The 20,568-nt window shown below is 71.2% G+C and carries 25 protein-coding genes and 1 tRNA gene; 23 read left to right on the top strand and 3 right to left on the bottom strand.

The window, feature by feature from the left end; genetic code table 11:
* Positions 1–43 precede the first annotated feature (43 nt).
* Positions 44–589, top strand: a complete 546-nt coding sequence (locus ACFYUV_RS41435) for an RNA polymerase sigma factor (RefSeq protein ID WP_387679201.1) — start codon at positions 44–46, stop codon at positions 587–589.
* On the top strand, positions 576–1,325 hold the full coding sequence (locus ACFYUV_RS41430) for a hypothetical protein (protein ID WP_387679198.1): 750 nt from the start codon (positions 576–578) through the stop codon (positions 1,323–1,325). Before ACFYUV_RS41435 ends, ACFYUV_RS41430 begins: the two co-directional genes overlap by 14 nt.
* Here ACFYUV_RS41430 and ACFYUV_RS41425 read toward each other — a convergent pair.
* Complete coding sequence (locus ACFYUV_RS41425) at positions 1,314–2,336, bottom strand: adenosine deaminase (protein ID WP_358289143.1); 1,023 nt, start codon at positions 2,334–2,336, stop codon at positions 1,314–1,316. The genes ACFYUV_RS41430 and ACFYUV_RS41425 overlap by 12 nt on opposite strands.
* Before the next feature lie 106 nt (positions 2,337–2,442).
* Here ACFYUV_RS41425 and ACFYUV_RS41420 point away from each other — a divergent pair, with 106 nt between their 5' ends.
* Together ACFYUV_RS41420 and ACFYUV_RS41415 are read left to right on the top strand one after the other, a co-directional pair.
* On the top strand, positions 2,443–3,027 hold the full coding sequence (locus tag ACFYUV_RS41420) for a hypothetical protein (RefSeq protein WP_387679195.1): 585 nt from the start codon (positions 2,443–2,445) through the stop codon (positions 3,025–3,027).
* 41 nt (positions 3,028–3,068) lie between these two features.
* Positions 3,069–3,587 (top strand): hypothetical protein, encoded by a 519-nt coding sequence (locus ACFYUV_RS41415; protein WP_387679192.1) that lies wholly within the window; start codon positions 3,069–3,071, stop codon positions 3,585–3,587.
* Between the two features lie 17 nt (positions 3,588–3,604).
* Here the strand turns inward: ACFYUV_RS41415 and ACFYUV_RS41410 are convergent, their stop codons facing one another.
* Positions 3,605–4,813, bottom strand: coding sequence for a pyridoxal phosphate-dependent aminotransferase (locus ACFYUV_RS41410; protein ID WP_387679189.1), 1,209 nt, complete (start codon positions 4,811–4,813; stop codon positions 3,605–3,607).
* Positions 4,814–4,971: 158 nt separating this feature from the next.
* On the opposite strand from ACFYUV_RS41410, the gene ACFYUV_RS41405 reads away from it, so the two are divergent.
* From ACFYUV_RS41405 to rplL, 8 genes are all read left to right on the top strand, one after another.
* Positions 4,972–5,044 (top strand) — tRNA-Trp (locus ACFYUV_RS41405).
* A 77-nt stretch (positions 5,045–5,121) separates the two neighbouring features.
* On the top strand, positions 5,122–5,367 hold the full coding sequence (secE, locus tag ACFYUV_RS41400) for a preprotein translocase subunit SecE (RefSeq protein WP_125642950.1): 246 nt from the start codon (positions 5,122–5,124) through the stop codon (positions 5,365–5,367).
* A 60-nt stretch (positions 5,368–5,427) separates the two neighbouring features.
* Entirely contained in the window at positions 5,428–6,240 is an 813-nt protein-coding gene (gene nusG / locus ACFYUV_RS41395; protein WP_387679186.1) for a transcription termination/antitermination protein NusG, read from the top strand.
* A gap of 117 nt (positions 6,241–6,357) precedes the next feature.
* Complete coding sequence (rplK, locus tag ACFYUV_RS41390) at positions 6,358–6,789, top strand: 50S ribosomal protein L11 (RefSeq protein WP_125642947.1); 432 nt, start codon at positions 6,358–6,360, stop codon at positions 6,787–6,789.
* Between the two features lie 60 nt (positions 6,790–6,849).
* The gene (rplA, locus tag ACFYUV_RS41385) at positions 6,850–7,569 is read left to right on the top strand and encodes a 50S ribosomal protein L1 (protein WP_352325431.1); all 720 of its coding nucleotides are present in this window, start codon (positions 6,850–6,852) and stop codon (positions 7,567–7,569) included.
* Positions 7,570–7,869: 300 nt separating this feature from the next.
* The gene (locus ACFYUV_RS41380) at positions 7,870–8,697 is read left to right on the top strand and encodes a DUF1396 domain-containing protein (protein ID WP_352325430.1); all 828 of its coding nucleotides are present in this window, start codon (positions 7,870–7,872) and stop codon (positions 8,695–8,697) included.
* Positions 8,698–8,936: 239 nt separating this feature from the next.
* The gene (gene rplJ, locus ACFYUV_RS41375; protein ID WP_125642941.1) at positions 8,937–9,461 is read left to right on the top strand and encodes a 50S ribosomal protein L10; all 525 of its coding nucleotides are present in this window, start codon (positions 8,937–8,939) and stop codon (positions 9,459–9,461) included.
* A 72-nt stretch (positions 9,462–9,533) separates the two neighbouring features.
* Entirely contained in the window at positions 9,534–9,926 is a 393-nt protein-coding gene (rplL, locus tag ACFYUV_RS41370) for a 50S ribosomal protein L7/L12 (RefSeq protein WP_357967396.1), read from the top strand.
* 140 nt (positions 9,927–10,066) lie between these two features.
* On the opposite strand, the gene ACFYUV_RS41365 is transcribed toward rplL, so the two are convergent.
* Entirely contained in the window at positions 10,067–10,474 is a 408-nt protein-coding gene (locus ACFYUV_RS41365) for a nuclear transport factor 2 family protein (protein WP_387679183.1), read from the bottom strand.
* 92 nt (positions 10,475–10,566) lie between these two features.
* Here ACFYUV_RS41365 and ACFYUV_RS41360 point away from each other — a divergent pair, with 92 nt between their 5' ends.
* From ACFYUV_RS41360 to ACFYUV_RS41310, 11 genes are all read left to right on the top strand, one after another.
* Positions 10,567–11,136 carry a TetR family transcriptional regulator gene (locus tag ACFYUV_RS41360; RefSeq protein ID WP_387679180.1) on the top strand — a complete coding sequence of 190 codons (570 nt, stop codon included), beginning with the start codon at positions 10,567–10,569 and terminating at the stop codon, positions 11,134–11,136.
* A 116-nt stretch (positions 11,137–11,252) separates the two neighbouring features.
* Positions 11,253–12,254: an ABC transporter ATP-binding protein gene (locus tag ACFYUV_RS41355; RefSeq protein ID WP_387679177.1), complete on the top strand. Its 1,002-nt coding sequence runs from the start codon at positions 11,253–11,255 to the stop codon at positions 12,252–12,254.
* Positions 12,255–12,325: 71 nt separating this feature from the next.
* The gene (locus ACFYUV_RS41350; RefSeq protein WP_387679174.1) at positions 12,326–13,072 is read left to right on the top strand and encodes an MlaE family ABC transporter permease; all 747 of its coding nucleotides are present in this window, start codon (positions 12,326–12,328) and stop codon (positions 13,070–13,072) included.
* Positions 13,069–13,851: an MlaE family ABC transporter permease gene (locus ACFYUV_RS41345; protein ID WP_387679172.1), complete on the top strand. Its 783-nt coding sequence runs from the start codon at positions 13,069–13,071 to the stop codon at positions 13,849–13,851. The genes ACFYUV_RS41350 and ACFYUV_RS41345 overlap by 4 nt, the downstream gene beginning before the upstream one ends.
* The gene (locus tag ACFYUV_RS41340; protein WP_387679169.1) at positions 13,848–14,903 is read left to right on the top strand and encodes an MCE family protein; all 1,056 of its coding nucleotides are present in this window, start codon (positions 13,848–13,850) and stop codon (positions 14,901–14,903) included. The genes ACFYUV_RS41345 and ACFYUV_RS41340 overlap by 4 nt, the downstream gene beginning before the upstream one ends.
* On the top strand, positions 14,900–15,892 hold the full coding sequence (locus ACFYUV_RS41335) for an MCE family protein (protein ID WP_387679166.1): 993 nt from the start codon (positions 14,900–14,902) through the stop codon (positions 15,890–15,892). Before ACFYUV_RS41340 ends, ACFYUV_RS41335 begins: the two co-directional genes overlap by 4 nt.
* Complete coding sequence (locus ACFYUV_RS41330) at positions 15,883–16,872, top strand: MCE family protein (protein ID WP_387679163.1); 990 nt, start codon at positions 15,883–15,885, stop codon at positions 16,870–16,872. The genes ACFYUV_RS41335 and ACFYUV_RS41330 overlap by 10 nt, the downstream gene beginning before the upstream one ends.
* Positions 16,869–17,849 carry an MCE family protein gene (locus ACFYUV_RS41325; RefSeq protein WP_387679160.1) on the top strand — a complete coding sequence of 327 codons (981 nt, stop codon included), beginning with the start codon at positions 16,869–16,871 and terminating at the stop codon, positions 17,847–17,849. The genes ACFYUV_RS41330 and ACFYUV_RS41325 overlap by 4 nt, the downstream gene beginning before the upstream one ends.
* The gene (locus ACFYUV_RS41320; RefSeq protein ID WP_387679157.1) at positions 17,846–19,006 is read left to right on the top strand and encodes an MlaD family protein; all 1,161 of its coding nucleotides are present in this window, start codon (positions 17,846–17,848) and stop codon (positions 19,004–19,006) included. Before ACFYUV_RS41325 ends, ACFYUV_RS41320 begins: the two co-directional genes overlap by 4 nt.
* 6 nt (positions 19,007–19,012) lie before the next feature.
* Positions 19,013–19,513, top strand: a complete 501-nt coding sequence (locus tag ACFYUV_RS41315) for a hypothetical protein (RefSeq protein ID WP_358289098.1) — start codon at positions 19,013–19,015, stop codon at positions 19,511–19,513.
* Positions 19,510–20,007: a hypothetical protein gene (locus ACFYUV_RS41310; protein ID WP_352325416.1), complete on the top strand. Its 498-nt coding sequence runs from the start codon at positions 19,510–19,512 to the stop codon at positions 20,005–20,007. The genes ACFYUV_RS41315 and ACFYUV_RS41310 overlap by 4 nt, the downstream gene beginning before the upstream one ends.
* Positions 20,008–20,568 lie beyond the last annotated feature (561 nt).

The following is a 20,568-nucleotide window of genomic DNA, read 5'->3' as shown; positions in this document are numbered from 1 at the left end:
CCCTTCCCCGGGCGCGGGCGAATGCGATGGAATCTGACACGCCATGGACGACGACGAGGCGATCGCCCGCTCGCTCGACGGTGACCTGGGGGCCTACGAGGTCCTGGTCGCCAGGTACAGCGCGCTCGCCCATCGCACCGCCGCCATGCTCGGCGCGGGCGACGAGGCCGAGGACGTCGTGCAGGAGGCGTTCGTCAAGGCTTTCCGCCATCTGCCCAAGTTCCGGCGGGACGCGCCCTTCCGTCCCTGGTTGCTGCGGATCGTGGCCAACGAGACGCACAACCTGACCCGGGCCCGCGGGCGCCGCTCCGACCTCGCCGTACGGCTCACCGCCGCCGACCCGGCAGGCCCGGTGGCCTCCGACGACCCGGCGGGCGCGGCCGTCGCCACCGACCGGCGGGCCCGGCTGCTGGCGGCCGTGCGCGGCCTGCCCGAGCGGGAACGCCAGGCGGTCGTGTGCCGGTACTTCCTGCAACTGTCGGAGGCGGAGACGGCCCAGGTGCTCGGCTGGCCGGTCGGTACCGTCAAGTCCAGCACCCATCGGGGGCTGGCCCGGCTGAGGGAGGAGGTGGGCGGTGAACTCGCATGACCCCTTCGACGACCTGGAAGCCGAACTGACCGCCCTCGGCCCCCTCCTCGACACCCCGTCGCCGCCGCCGGGCGACGTCGCCGCCGCCGTCCGGGCGCGCCTGGAGCTCCAGCCTCGGAAGCGCGGGCGGCGGACACGGCCGACACGGCCGACTCGGCGGGCTCGGTGGCGGATCGTGGCGGCCGTCGTGCTGGCCGTCGTCGCCGTCACGGCCGCCACCCCCCAGGGCCGCGCCGCCGTGGCCCGGGTCCTCCGCCTGGCCGGCGTCGAGCTGCAGCTCGGCGACACACCACCCACCCCGGTACGGACCACCGCGAACCTCCCCGGCGAGCACCCGGTGGCCCCGGACGACCTGCCCGGCCTGGTGAGGTTCCAGGTCAGAACCCCGGCCGAGCTCGGGCCCCCCGCCCGCGCCGCCGTCGCCGACCAGGGCCGGCTGGTGTCGATGTTCTGGCCGGACGGCGTCCGGCTCGACCAGTTCCAGGGCGGCGTGGACCCGTTCTTCTTCAAGAAGCTCGGCCCGCCCTGGCCCGACTACGTCGAGATGGCCGGGACCACGGCCTGGTGGATCCCCGGCGCGCACCCGCTCGGCTACATCCGCCGCCAGGACGGCACCGAGATCCCCCTGCGCCAGGCCGCCCCCACCCTCGTCTGGCAGCGGGACGCGCTCACCTACCGCCTGGAGGGCGCGGGCACCAGGGAACGGGCGGTGCGGATCGCCGGGTCACTCCGGTGAGCCGGTCAGCCAGTCGTCCACACCCTTGAGCAGCTCCTTGCGCACTGCCTCCGGCGCGGTCGAGGACCGGATCGACTGCCGGGCCAGCTCGGCGATCTCGGCGTCGGAGAACTCGTAGACCTCCCTGGCCAGCTCGTACTGGCGCAGCAGCCGGGTGCCGAACAGCAGCGGGTCGTCGGCGCCCAGCGCGATCGGCACCCCGGCGTCGAACAGCCGCCGCAGCGGCACGTCCGCCGCCCGCTCGGCCACGCCCAGCCCCACGTTGGACGTCGGGCACACCTCGCAGCAGATCTGCCGGTCGGCCAGCCGCTGCATCAGCCACGGGTCCTCGGCCGCCCGCACGCCGTGCCCGACCCGGTCGGCGCCCAGGTCGTCGATGCACTGGCTCACGCTGCGCGGCCCGAGCAGCTCGCCGCCGTGCGGCACGGCCAGCAGCCCGCCGCGCTTGGCGATGCGGAAGGCCCGCTCGAAGTCGCGCGCCGCGCCGCGCCGCTCGTCGTTGGACAGGCCGAAGCCCACCACGCCCCGGTCGGCGTACTGGGTGGCGAGCCTGGCCAGGGTGTTCGCGTCGAGCGGATGCCTGGTCCTGTTGGCCGCCACGATCACCGGCATGTGCACCCCGGCGTGCTCGGCGGCCTGCCGCGCCGCGTCGAGCATCAGCTCCAGCGTGGCCGTGAGCCCGCCGAACCGCGCGGCGAACCCGGACGGGTCCACCTGGATCTCCAGCCATCGGGAACCGGCTGCCGCCTCGTCCTCGGCCGTCTCGCGCAGCAGCCGGTAGACGTGCTCGGGACGGCTCAGCACGGACCTGGCGATGTCGTACAGCCGCTGGAACCTGAACCAGCCGCGCTCGTCGGTGGCCCGCAGCCGCGGCGGCCAGTCCTGCTCCAGCGCGTCGGGCAGGTGCAGCCCCTGCTCCCTGGCCAGCTCGATCAGCGTCGAGTGCCGCATGGAGCCGGTGAAGTGCAGGTGGAGATGGGCTTTGGGCAGCGTGTGCAGGGGCCGGTGCATTTCCATATTTTGCCACTGGCCCCAGGTGCGGATTCGCATGTCGCCCACGGCTGCGGGTCCGGCATCGGCACGGTAGAGATCGGCCGGATCGGGGGATCAACCGTCCATGATCCCTGAGGGTGCGGGCGTCGCGGGGCAGGGCCGGCGCGCGCTGCTCGCCGGCCTGGCGTTCGCGATGACCGCTCTCGCCATCTACGCCCTGTTCCATTCGGGTTTCGGCCGTCCGAACCCGCCTTCTGCGGGCTCGTCGTACGTGCCCCCGCCGCCCCTGAAGGCGCCGTCCCGCCCCGGCGCGGCGGCGGCGCGGGCCGAGGCCCCGCTCGCGGTCGTCTCCGACGACCTCTGGCTCACCTACCTGCCCCGCGGCCTGCGCCGCAGCGGCGGCGGCCCGATCGCCCCCGACGGCGTCCGGGCCAGGTACGGCACCGCGAAGCGCTACGTGGAGGCCCAGGTCGAGCACGGCATGGTGGCCGCCGACTGGGACACCTACCGCGCGCACGCCGGCGTGCTGGACCCCCGCGAGACCACGGTCAGGGGCCGGCCCGCCGTGGTCGGCGCGCATCCGCGCGGCGGCAGGGTGATCGCCTGGCTGGAACGCCCCGGCACGGGCGCCTGGATCCGGGTGAGCGACTCACTCGGCGGCGAGCTGCTGCCTATTGCCGCCTCGGCCCGCGCTCCTGTAGGAGACTAGGAGCCTTTTCCCTGGTTGATCCCACGAGTCATGGGGGGACGATGCGGCGCCCGGCAGCGGTGTTCATCACGTTCGCGCTGGCCGCGGGCGCGGGCGGGTGCGGCGGCGACACGCCGCGACCGCCCAGCACCACCCCGCCGCCGCCGTCGGCGAGCGAGCCGGCGACCGGGGAACCCGTCACGCTGGCCTGCGGATCGACCAGGCTGGAGATCCCCGGCGCGCCCCCGCCCCTGGCCCGCGCCGGCACCTTCGGCCGCCTGGGCGCGCTCGCCAGGCGGCTCACGGTCAGGGGCGTGACGTGGCGCGACGACGAGGACGAGCAACTGCGGGTGGGCGTGGTGTGCGGCGTGCGGACGGCCGAGCAGTTCGCCACGCTGGTGGCCCGCTCGACCCTGACCGCCTACCGCGGCAAACCCGCGCTGCGCTGGACGAGCCGCGACGGCCTGCGCAACTTCATGTGGCTGGAGAGCCCCGGCACGGCCGTCTACCTCGCCGCCACGCCCGGCATGACCGCCCAGCTCCGCCAGACCGCCGCCGCCGTCAGACCCGCCGCCCCCTGAGCCGCCTCCCGAGCCGCTCAGTGAGCCTCGGACAGCAGCTTGGCCATCCGGCTGACGCCCTCGACCAGATCGTCGTCACCGAGGGCGTAGGACAGCCGGAAGTAGCCGGGGGTGCCGAACGCCTCGCCCGGCACGACCGCCACCTCGGCCTCCTCCAGGATCAGCTCGGCCAGCTCCGCCGACGACCCGGGCCGCCGGCCGCGCAGCTCCTTGCCCAGCAGCTCCTTGACCGACGGGTACGCGTAGAACGCCCCCTTCGGCTCCGGGCAGAACACGCCCGGGATCTCGTTGAGCATCCGCACCATGGTCTGGCGCCGCCGGTCGAAGGCCGACCGCATCTCCGCCACGGCCGACAGGTCGCCGGAGACCGCGGCCAGCGCGGCCCTCTGCGACACGTTGGCCACGTTGGAGGTGGCGTGCGACTGCAGGTTGGCGGCGGCCTTGACCACGTCGGCCGGGCCGATCAGCCAGCCCACCCGCCAGCCGGTCATCGCGTACGTCTTGGCCACGCCGTTGAGGATCACGACCCGGTCGCCCAGCTCGGGCACGGCCGTGGCGATGCTGGTGAACTCGGCGCCGCCGTAGACCAGGTGCTCGTAGATCTCGTCGGTGACCACCCACAGCCCGTGCTCGGCCGCCCACCGGCCGATCGCCACGGTCTCCTCGCGCGAGTAGACCGCGCCCGTCGGGTTGGACGGCGAGACGAACAGCAGCACCTTCGTGCGCTCGGTACGGGCCGCTTCGAGCTGCTCGACGCCGGCCAGGTAGCCCGTGGACTCGTCGGTCACCACGTCGACCTGCACGCCGCCGGCCAGCTTGATCGCCTCGGGGTAGGTCGTCCAGTAGGGGGCGACCACGATGACCTCGTCGCCCGGGTCGAGCAGCGTGGCGAACGCCTCGTAGACGGCCTGCTTGCCGCCGTTGGTGACGAGCACCTGGGACGGCTCGACGGAGTAGCCGGAGTCGCGCCGCGTCTTGTCGGCGATGGCCTGCTTCAGCTCGGGAAGGCCGCCCGCCGGCGTGTACTTGTGGTTGCGCGGGTCGCGGGCCGCCTCGACCGCCGCCTCGACGATGTAGCCGGGCGTCGGGAAGTCGGGCTCGCCGGCGCCGAAGCCGATGACCGGGCGGCCGGCGGCCTTCATCGCCTTCGCCTTGGCGTCCACCGCGAGCGTGGCGGACTCGGAAATCGCGGAGATTCTTGCGGAGATACGGGGTCGCGTGGACATGCCTCCCATGCTCCCACGCGGGCGTGACCTGGGCGATCAGGTTTGGGTTCGACGTACCGGGCAATCCCCCGTATGCTTTCGCCTGGTCCTTCCGCCGCATGTCGGCGAGCGGTTCGGTCCAGGCAGTGAGTCAATCAGGGTAGTGTGGTTGACGACATAGGGCACTGGCGCAATTGGTAGCGCACCGGTCTCCAAAACCGGCGGTTGGGGGTTCGAGTCCCTCGTGCCCTGCGAGTGCGGTCCGCGCAATAATGGCGTGTAAGCGCGCCGCAAAACTGCGTTGGATACGACAGATTCAGGTGAGGACTGTGGCGATCGACACGCGCGGCGAGACCGCAGGCAAGCCCAGTGGCGAGAAGAAGACACGCACTTCACCTGCCCTTTTCTACCGGCAGGTCGTCAACGAGCTCCGCAAGGTCATCTGGCCGACACGCAAGGATCTCATCACCTACACCACGGTCGTTCTGGTATTCGTTCTGATCATGGTGGCGATCGTTTATGGGCTCGACGCCGCTCTGGGCTGGGCCGTCCTCCGCGTCTTCGGCGGGGAGTGATCCCGCCTAGCTCGACACCGTGTGGTGTCGGCTGACGGCGACACCATTCGATTCGAGGAAATGAGGAAAGGTCACGTGTCCGAGTCTTCTGTTCCGGCCGAGGAACCCCGCGACGAGCGGGGCGACGACGAGCTGGGAGAGGCCACCGACGAATGGGGCGACGAGCTGGGTGAGGCTCGCGACGAAGGCGTCGAGGCGGCTCTCCAGGAGGCCGACGAGACCGACGAGGTCGAGGAGTCGGAGGAGGCCCCCGCCGACGCGGAGGCCGAGATCCTGCCCGACGTCGACCCGGTCGAGGAGTTCAAGAGCTCCCTGCGCGGGCTCCCCGGCGAGTGGTACGTGATCCACTCCTACGCCGGCTACGAGAACCGCGTGAAGTCCAACATCGAGAGCCGCAACGTGTCGCTCAACATGGAGGACTACATCTACCAGGTCGAGGTGCCCACGCACACCGTCCAGGAGTTCAAGAGCGGCAAGAAGGTCCCGGTCAAGGAGCGCGTGCTGCCCGGCTACGTCCTGGTGCGCATGGAGCTGACCGACGAGTCCTGGGCCGCCGTGCGCAACACGCCCGGCGTGACCGGTTTCGTCGGCCTGTCCAACAAGCCGAGCCCGCTCAGCCTCGACGAGGTCGCCAAGCTGCTGGCGCCCGAGCCGTCCGAGGAGGCCAAGAAGGCCACCACCAAGGCGGCCAGCGGCCCCACGGTCGAGTTCGAGATCGGCGAGTCCGTCACGGTCATGGACGGCCCCTTCGCCACCCTGCCCGCCTCGGTCAGCGAGATCAGCCCCGAGTCGCAGAAGCTCAAGGTGCTCGTCTCGATCTTCGGTCGTGAGACCCCGGTCGAGCTCTCGTTCAACCAGGTCTCGAAGATCTAAGACGATCACCTACACTTAGACGTTCGGTCGGCCGCCTTTCGCGAAGGGTGGCCTTCCGACATGTCCGGGCGCATCCGCGTCCGGACGGCATCACGATCAGGACCCGGAGAAGGACTCATGCCTCCGAAGAAGAAGATCGCGGCGCTCGTCAAGGTCCAGCTCCCCGCTGGCCAGGCCACGCCCGCTCCGCCGGTCGGTACCGCCCTCGGTCCCCACGGCGTCAACATCATGGACTTCGTCAAGCAGTACAACGCTGCCACGGAGTCCCAGCGGGGCAACATCATCCCCGTTGAGATCACCATTTTCGAGGACCGCAGCTTCACCTTCATCACGAAGACGCCCCCGGCGCCTGAGCTGATCAAGAAGGCCCTGGGTCTCGACAAGGGCAGCGCCGTCCCCCACAAGGACAAGGTCGGCCGGCTGACGCGCGAGCAGCTGCGCAGCATCGCCGAGACCAAGATGCCCGACCTCAACGCCAACGACGTCGAGGCTGCAGAGAAGATCATCGCCGGCACCGCCCGGTCGATGGGCATCACGATCGCCGACTAAGACCTTTCCCAGATCCGTGGGAGGGCCGGGTCCCGGCCCGCGTACCACAAGGAGACAGACATGAAGCGCAGCAAGGCGCACAAGGACGCGGCGGCCAAGGTCGACCGCGACAAGCTCTACACGCCCGCCGACGCCGCGAAGCTGGCCAAGGAGACGTCGACCACCAAGTTCGACGCCACCGTGGAAGTGGCGCTGCGGCTGGGTGTCGACCCTCGCAAGGCCGACCAGATCGTGCGCGGCACGGTCAACCTCCCGCACGGCACCGGTAAGACCGCCCGGGTCCTGGTCTTCGCGACCGGTGACCGTGCCGAGGCAGCCCGCGAGGCGGGCGCCGACATCGTCGGCGCCGACGAGCTGATCGACGAGATCGCCAAGGGCAACCGGCTCAACGAGTTCGACGCCGTGGTCGCCACCCCTGACCTCATGGGCAAGGTCGGCCGTCTGGGCCGCGTGCTCGGCCCGCGCGGTCTCATGCCCAACCCCAAGACCGGCACCGTGACGCCCGACGTCGCCAAGGCCGTGACGGAGATCAAGGGCGGCAAGATCGAGTTCCGCACCGACCGGCAGGCCAACCTGCACTTCATCATCGGCAAGACGTCGTTCCCCGAGCGTCAGCTCATCGAGAACTACGCCGCCGCCCTTGACGAGGTGCTGCGTCTCAAGCCGTCGGCGGCCAAGGGTCGTTACCTGAAGAAGGTCACCTTCTCCACCACCATGGGCCCCGGCGTCCCCGTCGACCCCAACCTCACCCGTGGCCTGACCGCCGAGCTCGACGCGTAACGGCCGCACGTTCTTCGAAAGGCCCCCGCCTGTCTCAGGCGGGGGCCTTTCGCTTTGTCCGGGTGCCGCCGGGCACCGGGCCTCGGTTTGTCCGGGCGCCGCCGGGCTCCGCCCCAGTGCCCGGGTACCGTCGGGCACTGGGGCGGAGCTGTTTCGTCCGGGTTTTCGGCCCGGATGATCTCTCCAGGTGAGCGGGGTTGTGCAGAAATCGTGCACAGCCTGTGGGGGAGAACCCTGGGTTTTCCCCGATTTATGCGGGGAAGTCGCCACGATGGGACAAGCCAACCGTAGGGTCAAAACATGCTGAAGCGCAGGATAAGTCTCGCCACCGCCGTGGCCGGAGCTGCTCTCATCGCGGCCTCGGTCGCCGGGTGCGGTACGAACGTGCAGCCCATCCAGGTCAACCTGGCCGCCTCAGAGGTGCTCGCGCAGGCCGCGCAGAAGACCGCAGAGGTCACCAGCTACACGGTGGACGCCGTCGCGAACGTGACGCACCCCCAAGAGGGCAACGGCAAGGTGCAGGGCCGCATGCTCTACCAGAGCAAGCCCCAGCTCGCCGTCGACCTGACCCTCGACACCGTCGACATGGGCGGCCGGAACCTGCCGGGCGGCGTGCGCGCCGTCCTCCAGGGCGACACCGTCTATGTGAAGGTCGAGGCGCTCAAGCAGCTCGTCGGCGCCACCAAGCCGTGGATCAAGGTCGCGCTCAACGAAGTGGGCGACCAGAACCAGGTCAACCAGTACCTCAGCCAGATCCAGCAGTTCGACCTCGCCAACGTGACCAAGCTGGTCACCGTGTCCAAGGACGTGAAGCAGGTCGGCACCGAGAGCGTCAACGGCGCGGACACCACCCACTACAGCGGCACGTTCCCCGTGGACGCCGCCGTCGGCCAGCTGCCCGCCGACAAGCAGCAGCAGGCCAGGACGAACCTCGCCGAGCTCAAGGACGTCAAGTTCGACATCTGGGTGGCCGGCGACGGCCTGCCCCGCAAGCTCACCCTGAACGGCTCCAAGGAGGGCGCGACGCTGGACGCCACCCTGCTGTTCAAGGGCTTCAACGAGCCCGTGAAGGTGGAGGCCCCGCCCGCGGACCAGGTCGGCGAGCTGCCGAAGACGACCGTCAACTGAGAACCGATTTGGAAACTCGGCGACCAGCACGTACTCTGGTCGTTGCCGAAGACCGCCGGTCGTCGTCAGGTGCATCAGTCCTGGCGACCGAAGGATCCACGTTCTGTGGACGGCCCGCGCAGGTGTGATGCGAGTTTCCCATATGGTGCAGTTCCATATGTGAGCCCCGTGCGCCCCTGCGCCCGGGGCTGTTCTCATTTCCAGGGGCCTTCGCCGGCGGCACACCTGGAAGGAGGCCCATGGCGAGGGCGGATAAGGCGACAGCCGTTGCCGAGCTCAAGAGCGAGTTCGAAGGCAGCAGCGCCGCCGTTCTGACCGAGTACCGCGGTCTCACCGTCGCTCAGCTCAAGCAGCTGCGCGTTGCTCTTGGTGAGAATGCGAAGTTCGCCGTGGCGAAGAACACCCTGACCAAGATCGCGGCCAACGAAGCCGGTCTGTCGTTCCCCGACGACCTGCTCACGGGCCCGACCGCGATCGCCTTCGTCAACGGCGACGTTGTCGAGGCGGCCAAGGGTCTGCGTGACTTCGCCAAGGCCAATCCCCTTCTGGTGATCAAGGGTGGTGTGCTCGACGGTAAGACGCTCGACGCCACCGAGATCACCAAGCTCGCCGACCTCGAGTCCCGCGAGGTCCTCCTCGCTAAGCTCGCCGGTGCTCTCAAGGCGAAGCAGAGCGCTGCCGCCGCGGTTTTCGCCGCGCTGCCCACGCAGATGGCTCAGCTGGCCGACGCCCTTCGTGCCAAGCGCGAAGAAGCGGGCGAGTAACACGGGGGTTGCCGCAACTTCCGCGGTCCCGTTCCTAGTTTTCTGCAAGTCCTAAACGTAAGGAAAAGCATCATGGCGAAGCTCAGCAACGACGAGCTGCTCGACGCGTTCAAGGAGATGACCCTCCTCGAGCTGTCCGAGTTCGTGAAGAACTTCGAAGAGGTCTTCGACGTCAAGGCCGCCGCCCCCGTCGCGGTCGCCGCCGCCCCCGCCGCCGGTGGCGGTGGCGAGGCCGCCGCCGTTGAGGAGCAGGACGAGTTCGACGTCATCCTCGAGGCCGCCGGCGACAAGAAGATCCAGGTCATCAAGGAGATCCGCGCCCTCACGTCCCTGGGCCTCAAGGAGGCCAAGGACCTGGTGGACGGCGCTCCCAAGCCGGTCTTCGACGGCAAGGTCAACAAGGAGCAGGCGGAGAAGGCCAAGGCTGCCCTCGAGGGCGCCGGCGCCACCGTGACCGTGAAGTAACTTCCCACTTCACACAGCTCTTCGGAAGAGGCGGACACACCCTGGTGCCGGGTGTGACCGCCTCTTTTCGCATGTAACGGGACATTCTCCTCCGCGTCTCATCGCCCGGCCCACCGGCGGCGGCATCGTGGTTCTCTACCTCACCCCGAAGTGACCCCGTGGGCGGCCTCGCGGACCTTGGCGATGGCGCTCGCGTCCATGAAGTCCTTGCAGTGGACGATCCGGCCATCCCTGATCCGCAGCATCAGCAGCCCCGGGACGACGATCGCCCGCTCACCCACCTTGACGTGCGCGTTCTGCTCGACGACCACCACCTCGGGATCGTCCGTACGGTGCAACGCGACCCGCTCCACCTCTTGCGGCACGGCGGGGGAGACGCCCCAGGACGCCCGGTACCCCGCCCGCACCGCCTCCCGCCCCTCGTACGGCGGCAGCCCGCCGAACGGGAACTCGTGCCTGCCGTCCTCCGCGTACAGGTCGGCCAGTTCGTCGGCCGACTTGCGCAGCATCGCGCCGTGGAAGGCGCCGACGATCTCCTCGACGGTCATGGCCACAACCCCTCACATCTCGCTCAACACTCGTTGACTCAACGAGCGTAGAGCGAATCCGGGCGAACGGTCAACACGGGTAGAGTCGGACCGTGAGCGAGCGAGTGCTTCCCCGTGCCGAACGGCGGCGCAGAACCGAGGGAAGGATCCTCGACGCGGCCAGGGCGCTGTTCGCCGAAGTCGGCTACGAGCGCGCCACCATCAGGGCGGTCGCGAAGTCCGCCGAGGTCGACCCGGCCCTGGTCATGCAGTACTTCGGCAACAAGCAGGAGCTCTTCAGGGCCGCCGTGCGCGCCACGCCCGCCCCCGAGGCCGCCGCCACCCCCGAGGAGCTGGTCGAGCACCTGCTCGGCACCCTCGACGTGAAGATGGGCGAGCTGCCCCGGGGCTCGCTGGCGATGATGCGTTCGATGCTCACCCACCCCGAGGCGGGCACGGCGGCTCGCGAGGCGCTCGCCCGGCAGGTCGACAGGCTCGCCGCCTCGATCCCCGGCGAGGACGCCCGCCTGCGCGCGGCCCTGATGACCACGATCCTGCTCGGCGTGACCGTCGGCCACCAGCTGCTCGAACTGCCCGAACTGCGCGACGCCCCGCCGGAGCGCATCGCCCGGCTGCTGCGCCCGAGCCTGCGCGCTCTTACCGGACCCGACAGCGCCGGGTGACAAGTTATTGGAACCGGTTCCAATTCCTCGGAACGCCGCCACCGCGAGTCCATCCTGGAAGTAAAGTGTGCGGCACGTTATCCCCTGAGTGCTCCCTGTGATCGGGAAGGTGGCCAGTGGGCGTCGAGGTCGTGGTCGAGGGGCTGACCAAGTCGTTCGGTCGGCAGGTCATCTGGGAGGATGTCTCGCTCACGCTGCCCGCGGGTGAGATCTCGGTGCTGCTCGGCCCGTCGGGCACCGGCAAGTCCGTCTTCCTCAAGACGCTGGTCGGCCTGCTGCGTCCCGACCGCGGCCACATCTGGATCGACGGCCACGACCTGGCGAGCTGCCCCGAACGCAAGCTCTACGAGCTGCGCCGGCTGTTCGGCGTGCTGTTCCAGGACGGCGCCCTGTTCGGCTCGCTCAACCTCTACGACAACATCGCATTCCCGCTGCGCGAGCACACCAGGAAGACCGAGGCCGAGATCCGCCGGATCGTGATGGACAAGATCGACATGGTCGGGCTGGTCGGCGCCGAGGGCAAGCTGCCCGGCGAGATCTCCGGCGGCATGCGCAAACGCGCCGGGCTGGCCAGGGCGCTGGTGCTCGACCCCGAGATCATCCTGTTCGACGAGCCCGACTCCGGCCTCGACCCGGTCCGCACCGCCTTCCTCAACCAGACGATCGTCGACATCAACGCCGACATCGAGGCCACGTTCCTGATCGTCACCCACGACATCAACACCGCCCGCACGGTCCCCGACAACATCGGGCTGCTGTTCCGCCGCGAGCTGGTCATGTTCGGGCCGCGCGAGATGCTGCTGTCCAGTGACGAGCCGGTGGTGCGGCAGTTCCTCAACGCCCGCAGGCACGGCCCGATCGGCATGTCGGAGGAGAAGGACGTCTCCGAGCTGGAGGCCGAGGCCCGGATGGGCCACGACCCCGGCGGGCTGCCGCCGATCCCGCCGCAGCTCATGCCGAGCGGCGACGTGCTGCGCCGTTCGCAGCAGCCGCCCGGACGGTGGCTGGCGGCCCACGGCGTGATCCCGCCGCAGGGCTCGTTCGTGGACGAACGCGGCCGCAACTGGCTGGAGGAGTACCCCAGGCTGGTCGCCGCCCACGCGGACGGCGTCGCCTAGATCATGAATCCGACCGAGAAACACCTCCTCGCGGCCCATGACGCTGACGGCATGCGTTCGATCGGCCGCACATGGTGACGGCGGAGGTCGGACGGTTCGTCGCCATGTCGCTCGACACCGCCAGGGCCGCCGCGCGACGGCCGTTCCAGGTGCGTGAGCTCGTCCGGCAGGCGTGGTTCATCGTCAGCGTGAGCGCCCTGCCCACCGCCCTGGTCGCCATCCCCTTCGGGGCCGTGCTCGCGATGCAGACCGGCAACCTGATCCGCCAGTTCGGCGCCCAGTCCTTCACCGGGGCCACCGCCGTGCTCGGCATCGTCCGGGAGGCGGGCCCGGTGGTGACCGCGCTGATGATCGCGGGCGCGGCCGGCAGCGCGATCTGCGCCGACCTCGGCGCCCGCCGGATCAGGGACGAGATCGACGCCATGGAGGTGCTCGCCGTGGACCCCCTCCACCGGCTCGTCGTGCCCAGGGTCGCCGCGTGCGCGCTGGTCGCGCCGCTGCTCAACGGCCTGGTCGTCACGGTCGGGCTGGTCGCCGGCTACCTGTTCAACGTGGTCGTCCAGGGCGGCTCGCCCGGCGCGTACCTGCAGTCGTTCAACGCCCTGGCCGAGGTCTCCGACCTGTGGGTGTCGGAGGGCAAGGCGCTGGTCTTCGGGGTCACGACGGGGCTCGTCGCCGCGTACAAAGGGCTGGGCGCGGCGGGCGGGCCCAAGGGCGTGGGGGAGGCGGTCAACCAGGCCGTGGTGTTCGCCGCTCTGCTGCTGTTCGCCGAGAACTTCCTGATCAGCGCGGTCTACAACGAGCTGGCGCGGTCATGAGGGCGCTCGACCGGCAGGGCGAGTTCTACGCCAGGGCGATCAGGGCCCTCCCGGCCGGCGCGCGCCACCGGCGCGAGGTGCTCAGGCTGCTGGCCGAGGTCGGGCTGGGCAGCGGCGGCCTGGCGGTGATCGGCGGCACGATGACGATCGTCGCCTTCATGACCTTCTTCACCGGCACCGAGGTCGGCCTGCAGGGTTACACCGGCCTCGACCGCATCGGCGGCTCGGCCTTCACCGGCTTCCTGTCCAGCTACGTCAACACCCGCGAGATCGCCCCGCTGGTGTCGGCCATCGGCCTGTCGGCCACCGTGGGCTGCGGGTTCACCGCCCAGCTCGGCGCGATGCGGGTCGGCGAGGAGATCGACGCGCTGGAGGTCATGGCGGTCCCGCCGGTGCCGTTCCTGGTCACCACGCGGCTGATCGCCGGCTTCGCCGCCGTCATGCCCCTGTACGTGCTCGGCCTGCTCGCCTCCTACCTCGCGACCCGCCTGATCGTGACCGTGCTGCACGACCAGTCCACGGGCACCTACGACCACTACTTCGAGCTGTTCCTGTCGCCCTACGACGTGTTGTGGTCCTTCGGCAAGGCGATGGTCTTCGCCGTCCTGGTGATCCTCATCCACTGCTACCACGGCTTCCACGCCACCGGCGGGCCGGCCGGGGTCGGCGTGGCGGTCGGGCGGGCCGTGCGCGCGGTGCTGGTGACGGTCAACGTCGCCAACCTCCTGCTCGGCCTGGCCATCTGGGGCACGACCACGACGGTGAGGCTGGCCGGATGAGACACGGCGCCGCGCTCCTGGCGATCATCGCCGCCTTCACGGCCCTGACGCTGGCCGTCTACACGAAGGCGTTCTCCACCGCCCGGCACGTCACGCTGCTGCTGCCGGCCGCCGGGCTGCAGCTCGACCGCCGGGCCGACGTCAAGGTCAACGGGGTCGTGGTCGGCGAGGTGGCCGACCTGGCGCCCGCCGACCACGGCGCCCGCCTCACCCTGGCCCTCGACCACGACGTCGACCGCGCCTCCACCGCCGAGCTGCGCGCCAAGACCCTGTTCGGCGAGAAGTACGTCGCCCTGATCCCGCCCAGCTCGCCGCGCGGCCCGCTGCGCGACGGCGACGTGATCAGGTCATCGGCCGCCGCCGTCGAGATCACCGAGATCCTCGACCGCCTGCTGGCCCACCTGCGCGCCGTCCACCCCGAACGCCTGAACGCCGTCCTGAACGCCCTGGCCACCGCCCTGGACGGCCGCGGCGCCCGGCTCGGCACGACCCTGGACAGAACCGACGCCTACCTGCGCCGCCTCCAGCCCCACCTGCCGGCGCTGAAGCGGGACATCGCCAAGCTCGCCGACGTCACCGCCCGGTACGGCCAGGCCGCCCCCGACCTGCTGCGCACCCTCGCCAACAGCGCCGCGATCAGCCGCACCCTCACCGCCGCCCCCATCGGCCCGGCCGGCGCGGCTGTCACCCGGGCCGCCACCGCCGCCGACCGCCTGCTGACCACGGACGAGCCGGGCATCGTCGGCCTGCCGCACGTCGTCCGCCCGGCCCTCGACGTGGCCGCCCATCACGCGCCCGTCATCCCGTGCGTGCTGCGCGGCCTGGACCGCCTCCGGCCGCTGCTGGACAACGCCTTCGGCCACGGCAGCGCGAAGGCGGTGCTGGAGATCGTCCGGCCGGCGCACCCGTACGAACCGGGCAAGGACACCCCGCGTTACGCCGACCGCAGGGGCCCGGCCTGCTACGGCCTGCCCGACCACGCGCCCGTGCCCTTCCCGGGGGTGCGCTTCGACGACGGCACGGCCGATCTGGCGAGGCTGATGCTGCGATGACCACGCTCGGGCCGGCGCTCAAGCTGGCCGTCTTCACCCTCGTCACCACCCTGTGCGTGGCCACCCTCGCGGTCACGATCTCGGGCGCCCGCTTCACCGCCGCGGTCGTCTACCACGCCCTGTTCACCGACGCCTCGGGGCTGCGCGAGGGCGACGAGGTACGCATCGCCGGCGTGCGGGTCGGCCGGGTCGAGAGCGTCGCGCTGGCGGGCGTCCAGGCCGAGGTCGCCTTCTCCGTACGGCGCGCCACCGCGCTGCCCCGCTCGGTCGTGGCCGCCGTCCGGTGGCGCAACCTCGTCGGCGACCGCTACCTGACGCTGTCCACCGGCGCCGGCGGCCCCGGCCTGCTGCCGCCCGGCGCCCGCGTGGCCGGCACCCGCCCGGCCCTCGACGTCACGGCCCTGTTCAACGGGTTCCGGCCGCTGCTCAACGCCATCCGCCCCCAGGACGTCAACAAGCTGAGCTGGCAGATCGTCCAGGTGCTCCAGGGCGAGGGCGGCACGGTCGAGGCCCTGCTCGGCCACATCGCCTCCCTCACCGGCACGCTCGCCGACCGCGACGCCGTGATCGGCCGCGTGATCACCAACCTCGGCACGGTGCTCGGCGAGATCGCCGGCCGGGAGCACGACTACGACCGCCTGCTGATCGACCTGCGCGCCCTGATCGGCGGCCTGGCCGGCGACCGCGAGGCCATCGGCGACTCGCTGGCCACCCTCGACCGTCTCACCGCCGTCACCGGCGACCTCGTCCGCAGGGCCCGGCCCGACCTGCGGGCGAGCGTCCGGCACGCGGACGGGCTGCTCAGGGCGCTCAACGCCAGGAGCGCCCTGGTCGAGGACACCCTCGCCCGCGCCCCCGACCGTCTCGGCCGGCTCGTCCGGGCCTCCTCCTACGGATCCTGGTTCAACTTCTACCTCTGCTCGCTCACGGTCAGGAGCGGCGGCGTGCGCACTCCGAAGATCGTCAACGGGAGCCCGCGATGCCACTGACCCCCTTCAGGAGACGCGATCCCGTGCCGCTGGGCGTCGGCGGCATCGTCGTGGCCCTCGCGCTGGTCGTGGCGGCCCTGGCGGTCGGCGGCCTGCCGCGCGGCAGCACGTACTCGGCCGCGTTCGCCGACTCGGCGGGCCTGCGCGAGCACGACGACGTGATGATCGCCGGGGTCAAGGTCGGGGAGGTCACCGGCGTCGATCTCGAAGGCGACCACGTCCGCGTCGATCTGCGGGTGGCCGACGACGTCCGGCTCGGCTCGCTGACCAGGGCGGACATCCGGATCAAGACCCTGCTCGGCGCCCACTTCGTCATGCTCGTCCCCGAGGGCGGCGGCCGGCTCCAGGGGCAGATCCCGCTGTCGCGCACGAGCGTCCCCTACGAGGTCGCGCCCGCCGTCGCCGACCTGGGCGCGGCCGCGGGACGCGTCGACGAGCGGGCCCTGGCCGCGGCCATGACCGTGTTGTCGCAGACCATGGAAGGCTCCTCGACGGAGATCCGGGCCTCCCTCCGGGGGCTCGGCAGGCTCTCGCGCACCGTCGCCGCCCGCGACGCCCGCCTCCACGACCTGGTCGGCCACGCCCGTACCGTCACCGGCCTGCTGGCCCGCCGCAACGCCGACCTGCACGGCCTGGTCACCGACGGCGACCTGCTGCTGCGCGAGGTCTCCGCGCGGCGGGCGGTCGTCCACGGGCTGCTGGTCAACACGGTGGTGCTGGCCGGGCAGATCGACGGGCTGGTCGCCGACAACAGGACCACGTTGCGACCCGCGCTCGAACGGCTGCGCTCGTTCGTCGCCGTGCTGCGCCGCCAGGAGGAGACCCTCGACCGGTCGCTGGCCCTGCTCGGGCCGTTCACCCGGCAGCTCGCCGACGCGACCGGCAACGGGCGCTGGTTCGACACGATCATCCAGAACCTGGTCCCGCTGCCCGCTTCGATCCGGCCGCCCGACCCCCTGCCGGAAGGACCCGTGCGATGAGAGGCCCGCTCGTCCTGGCGCTGCTGCTCGCGACCCTGGCCGGCTGCGGCTTCGAGGGGGTGGCCTCGCTGCCGCTGCCCGGCGGCGCCGACCTGGGCGCGCGGCCGTACGCGGTGACCATCCGGTTCGCCGACGCGCTGGACCTGGTGCCGCGCTCGCCGTGCAAGGTCGACGACGTCACCGTGGGCGAGGTCACCGGCGTGGAGCTGGGCGACGACTGGCGGGCCGACGTGGTCTGCCAGGTACGCGGCGACGTGGCCCTGCCCGACCGCACCTCGGCGGCGATCTCGCAGACGAGCCTGCTGGGGGAGAAGTTCGTCGAACTGCTGCCCGCCGGGCGCGGGCGGTTGAGCGGCCCGATCCCGGTGGCCCGGACGAGCACGACCGCCGAGGTCGAGGAGGTGTTGTCGGCCGCCTCCCTGCTGGTCGACGGCGGCGGCCTCGACCAGCTCGCGACCGTCAACCGCGAGCTGGCCGACGTGCTCGACGGCCGCTCGGCCCGGCTGAAGGACCTGCTGCGCAGGCTCGGCGCGTTCGCCGCGGGGCTCGACGGCTCCAGGAAGCAGATCGTCCGGCTGATCGACGCCCTCGACGGCCTCACCGGCACCCTGGCCGCCCAGCTCGCCACGATCAGGGCCACCGCCACCGAGATCGGCCCGGCCGTCGCCCTGCTCAAGGGCCAGCGCGCGGGCCTGACCGCCATGCTCGCCGCCCTCGACCGGCTCGGCCGCACTGCCACCCGTGTCGTCGAGCGTTCCCAGGCCGACGCCCTCGCCGACCTCCGCCACCTGCGGGAGCTCCTGCTCAACCTCGACCGGGCGCGCGACAGCGTCGCGTCGGGGCTGGCGACCGCGATCACGTTCCCGTTCCCGGGGTCGGCCTCGTCCATGCTGCGCGGCGACTACGCCAACACCGACCTGACCGTCGACGCCTCGCCCGGCGCCACGCTGCGCAACCTGCTGGGCGGTGCGCGATGACCGTCAGGCTGCTGGCGTTCGCGCTGATCGGGGTGGTGGCGGTGGCGTACACGCTGGTCAGGTACGCCCGGGTGGGCGCAGACCTGTTCGACCCCGCCTACCGGGTCACGGTCGAGCTGGCCGACGCGGGCGGGCTGTTCGACGGCTCGGAGGTGACCTACCGAGGGGTGCCGATCGGCCGGGTGGAGTCGCTGGCGGTGGCGGGCGACGGCGCGCGGGCAGTGGTCAGGCTAGGGTCCGGCGACCCGGTCCCGGCCCGCGGCCTGCTGGCGGTGGTGGCCAACCGGTCGGGGGTGGGGGAGCAGTACCTGGACCTGCGGCCCGCCGGGGGCGCGGAGCCGTACCTGCGGGAGGGGGACGTGATCGACCGCGCGCACACGCGGCTGCCGGTTCCCACGTCCAAGCTGCTCGGCGACACCGACCGCCTGCTGGCCTCGATCGACCCGCGCGACCTGGAGACGGTCGTGACCGAGCTGGACAACGGGCTCGGCGGCAACGGGCCGGCCCTGCGACGGCTGGCCGACGCGGGCGAGAAGCTGCTCGGACAGGCCGAGAGCGTCCTTCCCGAGACGGTCGCGGTGCTGCACGACGGGGAGACCGTGCTCGACGCTCAGCGGGCCTCTGGGGGCCATCTGAAGGCATTCGCCGGGAATCTGGCGAGCTTGACCGATTCGCTCCGCGACGGTCGCGGCGACCTCGCCCACGTGATCGGCCGCACCCCGCGCGCGGCCGAGCAGCTCGAACGCCTGACCGACGGCGTCGCGCCCCACCTGCGCCCGCTGCTGACCCACCTGGTGATCGGCGGCCGGACGGTCTCCGCCCGGGTCACCGCCCTCCGCCAGCTCCTGATCGGCTACCCGGCCGCCGTCGCGGGCGCCTTCTCCGTGGTCGACCGGGACGGCCTGCACTTCGGCCTCGACCTCGACCTCAACGTCCCCAGGCCCTGCACCCGCGGCTACGAGCGCGTACGCAGGCGGCAGCCCCACGACGTCAGCACCCGGCCGCCCGACCCGGAGGCGTTCTGCAGGGAGCCGCGCGGCAGCGCGACCGGCGTGCGCGGCGCCCGCAACGCCCCGGCTCCCCAACCGCCTCCGTCGATTCCAGGGCTTCAGGACTGGCTCGCGGGTTATGATCCGGCGACCGGCCGGAAGGGGTGAGCACAGGTGGGAGCACTTCCCGCGCGCCCGGCACGCATCCTCGTGGCCGCCCTCAGCGTGACGCTGGCGGCGCTCGTCGCCGCCGGCGTGTGGATCTCCCTCCAGGCGCGTGACGCGCAGGCCCTGGCCGACGACCGGCAGGCCGCGCTGCTCGCGGCCGGCACCCACGCCAAGAACCTGGTCTCGCTCGACTACAGGACCGTCGACGCCGACGTGCAGCGCATCCTCGACACCTGCACGGGCGGGGCCAGAACCGGCTACCAGGCCATCGCGGGCAAGCTCAAGAGCACCACGGTCGCCAACAAGGTCGTCCAGCACGGCGTCCTGCGTGCGACCGGCCTGGTGTCGATGTCCGGCGGCACCGCGAAGGTGCTGGTGGTGGCCGACGCCGAGATCCGCTGGGACGGCTCCAAGAGCCCGCCCCAGGAGCGCTTCTACCGCTGGACGATGGACGTGACCAAGGCCGGCGGCGTGTGGCTGGTGTCGAAGGTGGTGCAGGTGGTGTGAGAACCGTCACTGTGGTGCTGCTCGGCGTCCTGGTGATCGTCGCGGGCGTGCTGGTGCCCAGGATGTGGTTCGACCTGCGTGACCTGCGGGGGGCCGAAGGGGCCGGGGCCGAGGCGATGGCGACGGCCCGCCAGGTCGCCCCCGACATGTTCTCCTACGACTACCGCTCGGTGGAGGCCGACCTGGCCAGGGCCGGGGCGTACACGACGGGCGAGCTGACCAGGCATTACAAGGAGCTCACCACGTCGCTGGTGTCCAAGGCCAAGGCCGAGAAGACCGTGCGCACCGCGGCCGTGGTGGACGCCGGCGTCGAGCGCGCCACGCCCGACAGGGTCGAGGTCCTGTTGTTCGTGAACATGGTTACGGTAAAAGTAGTGCCGAACCAGGACAGGCCCCAGCAACAGGTGACCCAGAACCGAGCCCGGTTCGTCATGGTCAGGCAAGACGGGCGATGGCTGGTCGAGGGGCTGTCCACGCTGCTGGGAACGGCCTGAGCCGCCGGGCGTGCCGCTACCTTCAATTGTTACCAAAAATCAGGTTTGGTGAAGCCCTTGATAGGGGTACTCCAGTCACAGCTACATCGGTGGTCGGCATGGGTTCGACCCCCGGGGTGACGGAGCGTTAACCGCCCACGATCGCGGGTATCGTCTTGGGCCTGGCGGTAGGCGCCCGATCACACTGGGGAGAAAACCCAGCGTCCGGGCCCCTAGGCGGCTAAAAGTCGGGCTCGCGGGCTTGACGTTTGCGGCTGAACGGGCGATGCTGCGACCAACGTGGAGCATGCAGCGAGAGCGAAGTGGACAGGCGTGTGCCGTTCGGCTACACTGCCCCTTTGCGCTGCCCTTTGACGACCCGTGATGCTTGCTCACGTTGCGAGGTTGTCTGGCGTGCGTGTAGTCAGTCCGCCGCGAGCCCTCGGAAGGACATCTGTTGGCAGCCTCGCGCAACGCCTCCGCCGTACCCGCTGGTCCCCGTCGCGTCTCTTTCGCGCGCATCCAGGAGCCCCTCGAAGTTCCTGATCTTCTCGCTCTGCAGACCGAGTCGTTCGACTGGTT

It is taken from the genome of Nonomuraea sp. NPDC003560 (assembly GCF_042878785.1).
Lineage (GTDB): Bacteria > Actinomycetota > Actinomycetes > Streptosporangiales > Streptosporangiaceae > Nonomuraea.
Note: the sequence above shows the minus strand (reverse complement) of the source record. Positions and strands in the feature narration are given on the sequence as shown.